At 45.5% G+C, this 14,054-nt stretch carries 11 protein-coding genes and 1 riboswitch; of the genes, 10 read left to right on the top strand and 1 reads right to left on the bottom strand.

Annotated features, from left to right (window positions below):
* The first annotated feature begins 37 nt into the window (after positions 1–37).
* The 5 genes from Aso01_RS03835 (at position 38) to lpxC (ending at position 5,499) form a co-directional block, all read left to right on the top strand.
* Entirely contained in the window at positions 38–967 is a 930-nt protein-coding gene (locus Aso01_RS03835; protein ID WP_004933904.1) for a D-alanine--D-alanine ligase, read from the top strand.
* Positions 968–969: 2 nt separating this feature from the next.
* Positions 970–1,824, top strand: a complete 855-nt coding sequence (locus Aso01_RS03830; protein WP_004933907.1) for a cell division protein FtsQ/DivIB — start codon at positions 970–972, stop codon at positions 1,822–1,824.
* Between the two features lie 63 nt (positions 1,825–1,887).
* On the top strand, positions 1,888–3,150 hold the full coding sequence (gene ftsA, locus Aso01_RS03825) for a cell division protein FtsA (RefSeq protein ID WP_004933909.1): 1,263 nt from the start codon (positions 1,888–1,890) through the stop codon (positions 3,148–3,150).
* A 165-nt stretch (positions 3,151–3,315) separates the two neighbouring features.
* On the top strand, positions 3,316–4,485 hold the full coding sequence (ftsZ, locus tag Aso01_RS03820; protein ID WP_004933913.1) for a cell division protein FtsZ: 1,170 nt from the start codon (positions 3,316–3,318) through the stop codon (positions 4,483–4,485).
* A gap of 111 nt (positions 4,486–4,596) precedes the next feature.
* On the top strand, positions 4,597–5,499 hold the full coding sequence (lpxC, locus tag Aso01_RS03815; RefSeq protein WP_004933914.1) for a UDP-3-O-acyl-N-acetylglucosamine deacetylase: 903 nt from the start codon (positions 4,597–4,599) through the stop codon (positions 5,497–5,499).
* Between the two features lie 97 nt (positions 5,500–5,596).
* On the opposite strand, the gene Aso01_RS03810 is transcribed toward lpxC, so the two are convergent.
* Positions 5,597–6,037, bottom strand: a complete 441-nt coding sequence (locus Aso01_RS03810) for a hypothetical protein (protein ID WP_004933917.1) — start codon at positions 6,035–6,037, stop codon at positions 5,597–5,599.
* A gap of 110 nt (positions 6,038–6,147) precedes the next feature.
* Between Aso01_RS03810 and Aso01_RS03805 the strand changes: the two genes are divergently transcribed.
* The 5 genes from Aso01_RS03805 to Aso01_RS03785 all read left to right on the top strand — a co-directional run bounded on the left by Aso01_RS03805 (position 6,148) and on the right by Aso01_RS03785 (position 13,970).
* Positions 6,148–6,843, top strand: coding sequence for a M23 family metallopeptidase (locus Aso01_RS03805; protein ID WP_004933921.1), 696 nt, complete (start codon positions 6,148–6,150; stop codon positions 6,841–6,843).
* 314 nt (positions 6,844–7,157) lie between these two features.
* Positions 7,158–9,872, top strand: coding sequence for a pyruvate dehydrogenase (acetyl-transferring), homodimeric type (gene aceE, locus Aso01_RS03800; protein ID WP_004933924.1), 2,715 nt, complete (start codon positions 7,158–7,160; stop codon positions 9,870–9,872).
* A 3-nt stretch (positions 9,873–9,875) separates the two neighbouring features.
* Positions 9,876–11,861, top strand: a complete 1,986-nt coding sequence (locus Aso01_RS03795) for a 2-oxo acid dehydrogenase subunit E2 (RefSeq protein WP_004933927.1) — start codon at positions 9,876–9,878, stop codon at positions 11,859–11,861.
* Positions 11,862–11,973: 112 nt separating this feature from the next.
* Positions 11,974–12,126, top strand: a riboswitch (yybP-ykoY riboswitch).
* A gap of 48 nt (positions 12,127–12,174) precedes the next feature.
* Complete coding sequence (locus Aso01_RS03790) at positions 12,175–12,750, top strand: TMEM165/GDT1 family protein (RefSeq protein ID WP_004933930.1); 576 nt, start codon at positions 12,175–12,177, stop codon at positions 12,748–12,750.
* Between the two features lie 203 nt (positions 12,751–12,953).
* On the top strand, positions 12,954–13,970 hold the full coding sequence (locus Aso01_RS03785) for an AI-2E family transporter (RefSeq protein WP_004933933.1): 1,017 nt from the start codon (positions 12,954–12,956) through the stop codon (positions 13,968–13,970).
* Positions 13,971–14,054 lie beyond the last annotated feature (84 nt).

Genomic DNA, 14,054 nt, shown 5'->3' with positions numbered 1-14,054 from the left:
GTCAGATTCAGTGTGCGAAAAATTTAAGGATAAAAACGTGTCAAATGCGTCAAAGTTCGGCAAAGTTGCCGTGTTGTTTGGTGGGAAATCAGCTGAGCGAGAAGTTTCTTTAGATAGTGGTCAGGCCGTACTCGATGCATTGTTACGTTCGGGTGTTCAAGCAGAAGCATTTGATCCTAAAGAACGTAGCGTCACCGAACTGGTGGGCTACGATCGCGCGTTTATCGTATTGCATGGTCGGGGCGGGGAAGACGGCCAGATTCAAGGTGTACTGGAATGGTTAGATATTCCTTATACCGGAACAGGTGTACAAGGCTCCGCCATTGGCATGGATAAAATTAAGACCAAGCAAATTTGGCAGGGCAGTGACTTACCGACTGCACCTTACCGGATTATCAATAAAGATTCAGATTTGAACGAAATTGTGGCGTCTCTTAACCTGCCTGTGATCATCAAGCCAGTACATGAAGGCTCAAGTATTGGCATGAGTAAAGTCGAAAAAATGGCAGACTTTGCAACCGCCATTGAAAAAGCAACCGCCCATGATGCCGTGGTAATGGCTGAACAATGGATCACGGGGCGCGAGTACACGATTGTGGTGCTCAATGGTCAAGCTTTGCCCGTCATTCGTTTGCAGCCACCTCAAGACGTGGCGTTTTACGATTACGATGCCAAGTATCAGCGTAACGATGTGCAATACGGTATTCCGTCGGGATTGTCCGATACCGACGAAAAGAAACTACAAGCACTCACTTTGCGTGCCTTTCATGCTGTTGGAGCCAGTGGTTGGGGACGTGTCGATGCGATGCAGGATGAGCATGGAAACTTCTGGTTGCTTGAAATCAATACTGTACCAGGAATGACCAGCCATTCACTTGTACCAAAGGCTGCGCAGGCCGTTGGAATCGATTTTGATGCACTGTGCGTTGAAATTTTAGCGCAAACTCTTACAGGTTCGACACACTAAATATGGCTCAGCTTCCAGCATCCATGCGTCGTAAACGAGCGGCGATTACATCCATTCATGAAAAGCCACCCACGCGCAAGCAAAAGCTTGCCAATATTGGTGGCTGGATCTTGCTGTGTATTGCATTTGTGGTGCTGGCTGCTGGCGTGTTTGGTTTGTATAAAGTGATTACCGATGCAAAAATTGCCGATTTAGACATTGTCGGCACACGCTCTGGTATCGAGCAATCACAGCTTGAGCAGCATATACGACCCATCATCAAAGAAAATTACTTTACCTCGGATCTGGAGCAGATCCGCGACAAAGCACTAGAGATTTCTTGGGTAGATCGCGTAGTGGTATCACGTGCTTGGCCCAATAGTATTCGTGTACGGATTATGCCGCGACATCCGATTGCACGCTGGGGCACGGGCCGATTGCTCAGTGACAGCGGCGATGTGTATGCAGAAGCCGAGCTCAAAAACCATCCAAATTTACCGATGCTACATGGGCCAATCACCCAGTCGAAGGCCATGATGCGTCGCTATAACGAAATTAATCAATTATTCCAGCCCGTCAATTTACGTTTAACCGAGCTTTATCTCACCGAGCGTATGACGTGGTTTATGCAATTTGATTCTGGTCTGCGTATTATTGTGGATCAAGATCAAACCATGAGTAAACTGCAACGTTTAAGCCATCTGGCTCAAACTGACCTGAAACCAGTGTGGTCCAAAATCTCAGCCATTGATTTACGCTATAGAAATGGATTATCACTACAATGGAAAACAGGCACACCGCCTAAGATACTAAATGGTCAGTTTGTTGTAACGAGTGATGACACAAATGTTGCATCTGGAATAACAGCAAAGCCATAATGTTTGGCTTTAAAAATAACAGGCATTTTGCCATATTACACAACGAACGAATGGTAGTGAGTAATGAGTGAAGCTGTTCCCTCGATTGTTGCGATTGACATTGGGACGCATAAAGTTTCAGTTTTAATTGGTAAAGTTCACGCACCGGATAACATTCAAGTCATCGGGATGGCGACTGCACGTAACCGTGGCATGAATAAAGGAAAAATCGTCAGTCTCGATAAGGTCATTTCGGCAATTAAAAATGCAGTGGCTGAAGCAGAGAATATGGCGGAATGTCGTGTGCACACGGCATGGGTGTCAATTCCAACAACAGAATTACAAAGTTTTTATGCCTCTGGCCGAACGCCGATTGCCAAAGCCGACCACACCATCACCACCAATGAAGTGGTACGTGCCTTAGAGCTGGCCAAAGCCAGTCATGTCACGCCAGATTATTATTTGGCCAGTGCGGTGCCGTTAGGTTTTGAGCTCGACGACGAATCAGAGTGGGTACAAAATCCGATCAATATGTCGGCGCATAGCATGACCGGTCATTATCAGCTGATGATGATGCCGATCAGTATCATGCAGAATCTGGATCGGGCCATGAAAGGCGCCAACATTGGTGTTGAAAAGATGGTGGTGTCGTGTTTGGCGACTGCCGAAGCCAGCCTGCTCAAAGACGAAAAAGAATATGGTGTGTGTTTGCTCGATATGGGTGCAGGTATTTCTAATCTTGCGGTATATTTAGACGGACGTTTAGCACTGGCACGTACTTTGCAGCGCGGTGGGGAAAATGTAACTCGTGACATTGCAGCAGTACTGCAAACCACCACGGAAGAAGCAGAACGTATTAAAATTCTGCATGGTTGCGTGGATTTGAGTGCGATCAAACCCGATCAGATGATTCAGGTACAGGCGATTGATGGGCCACAAACCATTAGTCGTATTGAGCTAGCAGAAATCATCATTGCACGCTATGAAGAGATTTTAGGTCAGGTTCGTGATGAACTTGAGCGTAGTGGTGCCATTCATGGTCTGTATCATGGTGTGGTTTTAACAGGTGATGCTTGTCAGATTGAAGGTATGGTGAGTCTGGCACGCCGTATACTGGGTGTTTCGGCACATTTAGGTAATCCGCCATTACAGGTGTATGCTGATGAACAGCATCAGGCGGCTATGCGTCGCTCGATGTATGCCACAGCTGCGGGCTTACTGATGTTTAGCCAAAGTGAACTGCAAGATACCGTTGAAGATTCTGAAGAGGTCGCCCAGCGTTCATTGTGGAATCGGGTTGCAAATGGTTGGAATACCTTAAATACCAAGTTAAAAGCCATCTTTTAAGGTGTATGTATTTTTGGACAATATTGTTGGGAAGTTGTAATAGAAAATTGTCGTACTTGACAAGGTCACTCTTGAGCAGCATCCTAAAAATGAAGTTTTATTAAAGATCAAGGCAGTATACGGGCTGAAGTGACTGCCAATATGAATTAGGGAACTCTACAGGTCATGGCCTCATTTGAATTTATAGAAGATGAACTAAGCGATAGCAACGGTCAAGCCCGTTTCACTGTGTTTGGTGTAGGTGGTGGTGGCGGAAATGCCGTACAGCACATGGTGCAATCCGACATCAAAGGTGTGAAATTTGTTTGCGCCAATACAGACAAGCAAGCTTTAGATAGCATGAATGCACCTTTTAAGATGCAGCTTGGTGAGCAAAGCACACGTGGTTTGGGGGCAGGTGCAAACCCAGAAGTGGGTCAGATTGCAGCAGAAGAAAGCCGCGAAATTATCCGCCAGCATTTAGAAGGCACCGATATGGTGTTTGTGACTGCCGGTATGGGCGGTGGAACTGGAACTGGTGCTGCGCCAGTTGTGGCTGAAATCGCACAAGAGATGGGCATCTTAACCGTTGGTGTAGTAACAACGCCATTTAACTTTGAAGGCCGCCGTCGTTTGCGTGCTGCCGAAAAAGGTATAGAAGCACTTGAGGCACATGTTGATTCATTGATTATTATTCCAAATCAGCGTTTGCTCAGTGTCTATGGCGACATCTCAATGCGTGATGCGTACAAAAAAGCAGATGATGTCTTGCTTAATGCGGTACGTAGTATCTTTGATTTAGTAGTTAACCGTGGTCACATTAACCTTGACTTCGCCGATTTGAAAACTGCCATGAGTACCCGTGGCTACGCCATGATGGGTGCTGGTTTAGGCCGTGGTGAAGATCGTGCGCGTCAGGCAGCTGAGCAAGCCATTCGCAGTCCGCTGCTCGATAATGTCAATATCATTAACGCCAAGGGTGTATTGATCAACATTACCGGTGGTGATGATATTACCTTGCGTGAAACCGAGATTATTACCGACGTGGTTAACCAGATTGTCGATCTTGATGAAGGCGAGATTTTCTACGGCACGGTATTTGACCCTGAAGCACGCGATGAATTACGTGTGACTGTGATTGCAACAGGGTTAACGCGTAATGCCTCTGAAGCAGAACCGCGTAAACGTCATGTTCAACATCATGTGAATGTACCAAGTGCACATACAACTGATGACGATGACGTACCGGCGATTAACAAGCGTCAGGGTGTTGAAGCGGCAGCTGCACCAAGCTCTTCACCACGCTCTTCACCGATGAGTATTCAGGATTATCTTAAAAATCAACAACGTAAATAATAGCGTTATTGAGTTAACTAAAAGGTAGTGAGATTCACTACCTTTTTTATTTTTTATCAATAGCTAAATATGCTAACTTATATCGGTTTTTAGAGATAAAGTAAGCGTAGCATGTTGAAACAACGTACCCTCAAACGCGTGGTTAAGGCGAGTGGCATTGGTCTTCATAGTGGTCAGAAGGTCATGATCAATTTTTTGCCTCATGCAATTGACGGTGGCATTGTATTTCGCCGGATTGATTTAGATCCACCAGTCGACATTCACGCCGATGCTTTGCTCATTCAAGAAGCATTCATGTGTTCCAATCTGGTCATTGATAATGTCAAAGTGGGCACCATTGAGCATGTCATGAGTGCAATTGCAGGATTGGGAATAGATAACCTGATTATTGAAGTGTCTGCCTCGGAAGTCCCGATTATGGATGGTAGTGCAGGGCCGTTTATCTATTTATTGATGCAAGGTGAACTGTGTGAACAGGATGCCCCAAAAAAGTTTATAAAGATCTTAAAACCTGTTGAAGCTCTGATCAACGATAAAAAAGCCATTTTTACTCCGCACGATGGCTTTCAACTTAATTTTACCATTGATTTTGATCATCCAGCCTTTGCCAAAGAATACCAGTCAGCCACGATTGATTTTTCAACCGAAACGTTTGTATACGAGGTGAGTGAAGCGCGTACATTTGGCTTCATGAAAGATTTGGATTACTTAAAAGCCAATAATCTTGCACTGGGCGCCAGTCTTGAAAATGCCATTGGTGTAGATGATACCGGTGTTGTGAATGAAGAAGGCTTGCGTTTTTCGGATGAGTTTGTACGCCATAAGATATTAGACGCCGTAGGGGACTTGTATTTGATGGGTCATCAGATTATTGCCAAGTTCGATGGCTACAAATCTGGTCATGCTTTAAATAACCAGTTACTTCGCAACGTACAAAGTGATCCAGCTAATTATAAAATTGTAACATTTGATGACGCACAGGATTGCCCAATTTCTTACGTAAACATTGGCTAAGTCATTGTCTCGCAGTTGTTATGTTATAGTGTAATTCTTTAAAGAGATAACTGCATCACAGATTTGACGCACCGCGAGCCAGACCTAACGCTCGAGATTATTTTTTATTGCTTGCCAAACGTAGTAAAGCTTGGCTAAGCTTAGGGTCGCTCACCAAACCAGCAGCACCTTGTAACATATCTTGGGTTTCTGGTGGGAGAGAGGTAACTGACGGTGATGATGTTGGGGGAAGTTGCGATTTTGGTCGTAAACGCACTTGGAGTCGTTGCAGTTCGTGTAAGCCTTCTAGTTGAGCTAATTTCGTAATGTATTGTGTTTGAAGATAACCGAGCTGACTAATCATGGCCTGATTTTCGCCGGTGAGGGTCAAGACACCATATTGATAACAGACTACTTGCCATTTTTCAGGTTGCGGCAATAAGGGTTGAATTAATTTCGTAAGTTTTTGCCACTGTGCAACTTGCGTTGTAAGAAACGTTAAGTTTCCTGTTTTTATGTGTTTTCTTGTTTGTTGAAACACGTTTTTAGGTTCAGACATGGTCGTGACTCACTACAGGCAATGTCTCATCTTATACGCGTCATTCAATGGATATCAAGGAAGAGATCACGCAAGGAACTTTTAGTAAGAACAGTTTCACGAGGTTTTTTATGCATACGCGTCGAATTTTACTTGCTTTTTCTCTGGCAGCTTCTGCCGCATCAGTTGCTTTCGCTGATTACCAAACGATTGACCAGACAGATACATCATCCGACCGACTCGAACAGCTTTCCCGTACACTCAGTCAAGGTTCTTACACGCATCCAGACGATTTGGATATTCCCGGTAAGACACAGGTTTCAGTTACCTTGCGAGAAAAAACAACTGAACTGAACAATCAAAGCATCGAAAAAAAGTACGGTAAATCCTCTTCTTCGCGTTATAGCGCCGCCTCAAATAACAGCCCTTACTCATGGTTAGTAACGCATCCATTGCCAGACATGGTGCGTGTCTCTTCGGAATTTGGTACACGAACTTTACTCGGCACCACACGCGCACATGAAGGAATTGATCTCTCTGCGCCAAGTGGTACACCGATCTATGCTTCTGGCCCGGGTATTGTGACCAAGGCGGGTTGGGGTACAGGTTATGGTCAATATGTCGAGATTAATCACGGCAACGGTTACCTCACACGCTATGCACATGCTTCACGCGTGATGGTACAGGTCGGTGACCGTGTAGGTGCGGGTGAGCACATTGCCAATGTTGGCTGTACAGGGCGCTGCACGGGACCACATTTACACTTTGAAGTGGTGAAAGACGGTCAGCGCAAGAATCCAGGTTCTTATCTTGCCATGTTGCCATAAGTTCTTTATATCCATCTGACTCCTGTTTTATTGAATCTTGCTTTACATAAATTCTTAACAATAAACAAACCGCGCAAAAGTCGCGGTTTGTTTATTTTTGAGTCAAATTTGACTCTAACATCAAATTTCAAATACTCGTGTATAAAAAAACAGCTTTAATTGGCGTTTTTTTGTTATTTTGGGTTATAAAAAGTCAATCAGTATTTATTATCTAAATAATAGTGCCTATCTGTATTCACCTGCGGGGATAACTTGCATGGCGGTAAATATGATAAAAATACACCCTAGACAAAAGACTAAGGAAAAGGTGAACTATGGCGTTTTATGGTGATTCCGACGCACAAGAAACCCAAGAATGGCAAGATGCATTTGATTCGGTTTTACAGCACATGGGAACTGAACGTGCAGCTTTTTTATTGGAAAAGCTTTATCAACGCGCGATTGCGAAGCATGTTCCCATTCAACGCTTGAATACACCTTATCTCAATACAATTTCTGTGGATGAACAGCCTGCAATGCCGGGCGATCAAGACATGGAACGCCGTATTCGTGCATTGATCCGTTGGAACGCGTTGGCCATGGTACTACGTGCCAACAAAACAGGCGACGACTTAGGTGGTCACTTGGCCAGCTTTGCATCTTCAGCAACGCTTTACGACGTTGGATTTAACCACTTCTTCCGTGCCAACAGCGACAGCTTTGGCGGCGACATGATCTACTATCAAGGTCACTGTGCACCTGGGATCTATGCGCGTTCTTTTCTTGAAGGCCGTTTGACAGAAGACCAACTCAATAATTTCCGCCGTGAAGTAAATGGCAATGGTCTATCAAGCTATCCGCATCCGTACTTAATGCCAGATTACTGGCAGTTCCCAACCGTATCGATGGGCTTGGGTCCAATCATGTCGATTTATCAAGCACATATTCAAAAGTACTTGATGAACCGTCGTCTGATCAAAGAAGAAGACCGTAAAGTCTGGGCATATCTCGGCGATGGCGAGATGGATGAGCCAGAAAGTACTGGTGCAATTTCACTGGCAGGTCGTGAGAAACTCGACAACCTGATCTGGGTAGTCAACTGTAACTTGCAGCGTCTTGATGGCCCTGTACGTGGTAACGGTAAAATTATTCAAGAGCTTGAATCATTGTTCCGCGGTGCCGGATGGCGCGTGATCAAAGTGGTTTGGGGCCGTCATTGGGATCCACTTTTGGCCAAAGACACCTCAGGTGCACTTAAAGCAATTATGGATGAAGCAGTTGATGGTGACTACCAACGCTACCAAGTAAAAGGTGGTGCTTACACCCGTGCGCACTTCTTTGGTAAATATCCAGAAGCTGAAGAGCTGGTGAAAAACTTAAGCGATGAAGATATCGACAATCTGAATCGTGGTGGTCACGATCCGTACAAAGTATACGCAGCTTATGCTGAGGCAATGAAAAGCACTGGTCAGCCAACCGTTATTCTGGCAAAAACTGTGAAAGGTTACGGTTTGTCTGACGAAATTGAAGCGGTCAACAAAACGCACCAAATCAAGAAAATGCATGTTGACTCACTCAAATATGTACGTAACCGTTTTAACTTGCCATTTAACGATGAGCAATTAGAAGATCTGCCGTTCTATCGTCCTGCGGAAAACTCGCCAGAACTTAAATACATGAAAGCGCGTCGTGAGGCTTTAGGTGGTTATCTGCCTGCACGTCGTAAAGAAAGCGAATCTTTGGCGATTCCTGAAATTTCAGTATTTGACAGTGTGTTAAGCGGTAGCAACGGTAAAGAACAATCGACCACCATGGTGATGGTGCGTTTGATCGCGTCGTTGTTAAAAGAAAAAGCGATTAAAGATCGCGTAGTGCCAATCGTGCCAGATGAAGCACGTACCTTCGGTCTTGAAGGGATGTTCCGCCAGTTGGGTATTTATGCTGCTCATGGTCAGAAATATACCCCAGAAGACAATGAACAGCTCATGAACTACCGTGAAGCAAAAGACGGTCACATGTTGCAAGAAGGCATCAACGAAGCGGGTGCGATGAGTGCATGGGCCGCGTTGGCAACCAGTTATTCAACCAATAACTTGCCAATGATTCCGATGTACATGTATTACTCAATGTTTGGTTTCCAGCGTATCGGTGATATTGCATGGGCAGCAGGCGATGCACAGGCACAAGGTTTCTTGTTGGGCGCGACCGCTGGCCGTACGACGCTAAACGGTGAAGGCTTACAGCACCAAGATGGTCACTCGCATATCCTTGCAGGAACGATTCCGAACTGTATTTCTTATGATCCATGTTTCGGTTATGAGCTTGCAGTGGTCGTACATGATGGCTTGAAGCGCATGTATGTCAATCAAGAGCGTGTGTTTTATTACCTAACGCTCATGAACGAAAACTACGAGCATCCAGAAATGCCAAAAGGCGCTGAAGAAGGCATCAAACGTGGTATGTACCTGTTTGAAAAAGATGAAAAAGCCACTGTTCAGTTACTTGGTTCTGGCGTGATCTTACGTGAAGTCATCAAAGCGGCGAAAATCTTGCGTGAAGAATATCAAATTCACTCAAATATCTGGAGTGTTACCAGCTTCAACGAGTTGGCGCGCGACGGTATGGCCTGTGATGAATACAACCGCTTGCATCCGCTAACCGAAGAAACCAAAGAATCCTGGGTATCTCAGCAGCTTCGTGGTACAGACGGTATCGTGGTATCGGCAACGGATCATATGCGTGCTTATAGCGAACAGATTCGTGCCTACCTCCCAGACAACCGTCCATACGTGACTTTGGGTACCGATGGTTATGGCCGTTCAGATACGCGTGCTAACCTACGTAGCTACTTCGGTGTCGATGCAGCTCACATTGTCGTGGCAACACTGAAAAAACTGGCTGATGAAGGTGAAGTAGAAAACCGTCTGGTGAAAGATGCGATTTCAAGCTTCGAACTCGAAACAGACCGTCCAGTTGCATGGGCGCCACAGACGCATCCAGAGGTTCATCCTGTGGCAGCGTATGAAGAACACTCAGGTGAGGGGAACTAAGACATGCAAGTGAAAACACCTGATATTGGCGTAGATAAAGCAACGGTTGCTGAAATCTTGGTAAAGGTTGGTGACACGATTTCTGAAAACGACAGCCTGATCTTGCTCGAATCGGACAAAGCATCGGTTGAAGTACCAAGTACAGCAGCTGGTGTGGTCAAACGTATTTTGGTTAGCCTTGGTGATGAAGTCACTGAAGGTACAGACTTGGTTGAGCTTGAAAGTGAGGGTGCAACGGCAGAACCTGCCGCTGCGCCAGCACCAGAAGAAAAACCAGTTGCACAAGAAGCAGCACCTGCACAAGAAGCACCAGCTGCACAGCCTGCTGCTGGCGGTGCAACTCAGGAAATTGAGGTTCAGGTTCCTGACATTGGTGTAGAAAAAGCAACAGTTGCCGAGATTTTGGTGAAAGTTGGCGACGAGATTGCCGAAAATGACAGTCTAGTTTTGCTTGAATCGGACAAAGCGTCGGTTGAAGTGCCAAGTACAGCAACAGGTACTGTGGTGTCTATTGCGATCAAAGAAGGCGACACGGTTCAAGAAGGTGTTGTGCTGCTTAAGCTTAAAACAGCGGGCGGCGCATCTGCTGCGCCTGAACAAGCACCTGCTGCATCAAGCGCTGCTGCACCAGCCAAAGAATCTGCGGCAGAAACGGCACAACCTGCTACTGAATCAAACGCACCTGCGGGTGATGTTGAGGTCAATGTTCCAGATTTAGGTGTGGACAAGGCTGCAGTGGCTGAGATTTTGGTCAAAGTGGGCGACAAAATCACCAAAGACGAAAGTATCGTGGTGGTTGAATCTGACAAGGCAACAGTTGAAGTTCCAAGTTCGGTTTCAGGCGTGGTTAAAGCCGTGCATGTTAAAGCCGGACAAGATGTTCAAGAAGGCGTACTGCTGATTACAGTTGAAGCCGAAGGCGCAGCGCCAAGTGCACCGAAAGCAGCACCAGCAAAAGCTGAAGCAGCACCTGCACCAGCGGCACCAAAAGCAGCGCCTGCGCCTGCTGCCAAAGCCGACCATGCAGCGCCACAGGCAAGCCAAGACAGTAAATTGACCAAAGAGCAAGAAGCTGAAAATGCCAAAGTCTATGCTGGTCCAGCTGTACGTAAACTCGCCCGTGAATTGGGTGTGGTGTTGGCACAGGTCAAAAATTCTGGTGAGCATGGTCGTCTGATTAAAGAAGACATTTATGCATACGTGAAGCAGCGCTTAACTGCACCAGTTGCAGCGCCAAAAGCAGCAGCGGCTGCAGTGGCATCAGGCTTGCCGTCATTGCCAGATTTCAGCGCATTTGGTGGCGTTGAAGAAAAAGTACTGACGCGTTTACAGCAAGTTTCGATTCCGCAATTGTCGCTCAACAACTTTATTCCGCAAGTGACTCAGTTTGATCATGCGGATATTACTGAGCTTGAAGCATGGCGCAATGACTTGAAGGGTAACTTCAAGAAAGAAGGCATCAGCCTGACCATCATGGCGTTTATCATCAAGGCTGTGGCACACCTGCTCAAAGAAGAGCGTGAGTTTGCTGGTCATTTGTCTGACGATGGTAAATCAGTACTGCTTCGCAACGAAATCCATATGGGGATTGCTGTTGCAACGCCAGACGGTTTGACTGTACCGGTACTACGTAACCCAGATCAGAAATCGATTAAGCAGATCGCGGTTGAGCTAGGTGTAATTGGTCAAAAGGCACGTGATAAGAAATTATCACCAAAAGACTTGCAAGGTGCCAATTTCACCATTTCAAGCTTGGGCGCGATTGGCGGAACAGCCTTTACACCGTTAGTGAATTGGCCACAAGTGGCGATTTTGGGTATTTCACCTGCTGCGATGCAGCCAGTATGGAATGGCAAAGATTTTGAGCCTCGCTTGATGTTACCGTTGTCATTGTCGTATGACCACCGTGTGATTAATGGTGCCGATGCAGCGCGTTTTACCAACAAGCTGACCAAATTGTTGCAAGATATCCGCAGCTTACTGATCTAAGTCATCGTTTATTTAAAAACCCTGCTTCGGCAGGGTTTTTTGATTTAAAGTGGTTGAATATGTGTTTCAGATCAAAGCAAATTGAAACTAGGCGATCAAACAGGTATAATCAATTCACTTCATTGGGGAGTAGCCTCTATTTACGCAATGTAAATAGGTGATGATCAACATAATTGTTCCACAGAACATGGTCATCATAGCTTAAACGCATACGTGTGTTTCCGAGTTGGCAAGACCTTTGATTTATCGTTCTGCACATTTGGCTAGCAGGGGCGGTAAGTCATCGGTACGTTATGCTAGCCAGAGAACAGATATGCAAGAATTCCTGATTTCGACTTCTGTTGTTGCCCTTGCTGAAATGGGCGACAAAACCCAGCTCCTTGCGCTTTTACTCGCAGCCCGGTTCCGCAAACCTGTTCCTATCTTAATCGCGATTTTATTGGCGACCACCATTAACCATGGTTTATCTGCGGTATTAGGACAGTGGCTGACGACCGTCTTAAATCCTACCGTTATGGTGTGGGTATTGGCCATTGGCTTTATTGCAATGGCGCTGTGGATGCTGGTGCCAGACAAGCTCGATGACGAAACCGATAGTATCAATAAATGGCAACGCTTTGGGGTATTTGGCGCCACCTTTATTTTATTTTTCTTGGCAGAAATTGGCGATAAAACCCAGATCGCGACCGTTGCACTGGCAGCACGTTTTGACAGTGTGTTTTGGGTAATGCTCGGGACCACTGTCGGCATGATGATTGCCAATGCACCAGCGGTATTTATTGGCAACAAAATGGCCGATCGTTTACCTATTTCGCTCATTCACAAGATTGGCGCGGCAATTTTCTTGGTGGTGGGTGTCTCAACACTGGTACAGCATTACTTCTTTTAAATTGCTGTAAAAAATCAAGTCGACCTAAAAACGCGCAATCTCATGCGCGTTTTTTTCAAAAAGTCGCATCAGAAAAAATCGGATCATGTTTATTTTGCGCTAAAATAAATCATGAGTGAGCAGCGAAACTTACTCAAGCCTCATATAAAAAAATTCTTCAAGCATCAGAAATCTGTAGTGAACGCAGGAAAAAGGATTCATGTATGCCATTACTAAATGAGCGTCAGTGTGTAATTGCCAGTTATCTGATCATGACCATCAGTTTACTCATGATTTTACCGCTACATCTGTTGCCCGGGCTTTTGTCGGGTTTACTGGTTTACGCGTTGGTCACCAGTTTAAGCCCCTATGTCGAGCGCTTTTCCAATCGAAAGTATGGCCGTGTAACGGTGGTGGCATTATTTAGTGTGGTGATTATCAGTCTGTTGGTACTGCTCATGGTGAGTTTAAGTGCCTATGTGGTGCATGATCTACGCGGCGGTGGGCTGGCTGAGGTCAATGCCAATCTGGATGCCTTGCTCAAAAAATTTCAAAGTGAAGTGGGCGGGTATTTTCCTGGATTTGTACCTGAAAGTATCGATGAGATGAAAGATACTTTGCTGCGCTTATCCAAAGAGCACCTGATCACGTTGCAACATGCCGGAACCGATGTGTTGCATGGTTTTGTCACCATGATTGTCGGCATGATCTTAGGTGCCTTGATTTCACTACATCCGAATCAAGACGAAAAAGACATGCCAATGTTTCGGCACGTTTTTCTGCAGCGCTTAGATACGTTATACCGTGCCTTCAAGAATATCGTCTTTGCGCAGGTCAAAATTTCCCTGATCAATACGATTTTATCGGGACTGTTTATTTTCATTGCCTTACCGCTGATGGGAATGCATTTGCCCTTTGGAAAAACCTTGGTGATTTTAACCTTTGTATTTGGCCTGTTGCCCGTAATTGGTAACTTGATGTCCAATACCTTGATTGTTTTATCCGCCATGAGCGTGTCTTTTACCACGGCGGCCATTGCCCTGTTGTATCTGGTTCTAATTCATAAACTGGAATACTTCTTAAATGCCGATATTATTGGTCAGCGAATTAATGCCAAGGCGTGGGAGCTATTGATTGCGATGCTGGTATTTCAGGCCGTTTTTGGGCTGATTGGCTTGGTGGCTGCACCGATTTACTATGCATACTTCAAAAGTGAAATGAAAAAAGCGGAATTAATTTAATTATTTCAGCGCCTTCTGGGCGCTGATTGATGTAACAAGTTTTAGAATTTAAAAATTAGCGCAAGAAAAAATGAAATTTAAGCG

It is taken from the genome of Acinetobacter soli, assembly GCF_000760595.1.
GTDB classification, from domain to species: domain Bacteria; phylum Pseudomonadota; class Gammaproteobacteria; order Pseudomonadales; family Moraxellaceae; genus Acinetobacter; species Acinetobacter soli.
The sequence above is the reverse complement of the archived record's forward strand: the minus strand, read 5'-3'. Positions and strand labels throughout refer to the sequence as shown.

What these genes read in the sequence shown, in the direction of transcription:
- Aso01_RS03795 (WP_004933927.1), top strand. Translation starts at nt 9,876, where the DNA reads ATGCAAGTGAAAACACCTGATATTGGCGTAGATAAAGCAACGGTTGCT.
- lpxC (WP_004933914.1), top strand. Translation starts at nt 4,597, where the DNA reads ATGTTGAAACAACGTACCCTCAAACGCGTGGTTAAGGCGAGTGGCATT.
- ftsZ (WP_004933913.1), top strand. Translation starts at nt 3,316, where the DNA reads ATGGCCTCATTTGAATTTATAGAAGATGAACTAAGCGATAGCAACGGT.
- aceE (WP_004933924.1), top strand. Translation starts at nt 7,158, where the DNA reads ATGGCGTTTTATGGTGATTCCGACGCACAAGAAACCCAAGAATGGCAA.
- Aso01_RS03830 (WP_004933907.1), top strand. Translation starts at nt 970, where the DNA reads ATGGCTCAGCTTCCAGCATCCATGCGTCGTAAACGAGCGGCGATTACA.
- Aso01_RS03785 (WP_004933933.1), top strand. Translation starts at nt 12,954, where the DNA reads ATGCCATTACTAAATGAGCGTCAGTGTGTAATTGCCAGTTATCTGATC.
- Aso01_RS03805 (WP_004933921.1), top strand. Translation starts at nt 6,148, where the DNA reads ATGCATACGCGTCGAATTTTACTTGCTTTTTCTCTGGCAGCTTCTGCC.
- Aso01_RS03810 (WP_004933917.1), bottom strand. Translation starts at nt 6,037, where the DNA reads ATGTCTGAACCTAAAAACGTGTTTCAACAAACAAGAAAACACATAAAA.
- Aso01_RS03790 (WP_004933930.1), top strand. Translation starts at nt 12,175, where the DNA reads ATGCAAGAATTCCTGATTTCGACTTCTGTTGTTGCCCTTGCTGAAATG.
- ftsA (WP_004933909.1), top strand. Translation starts at nt 1,888, where the DNA reads ATGAGTGAAGCTGTTCCCTCGATTGTTGCGATTGACATTGGGACGCAT.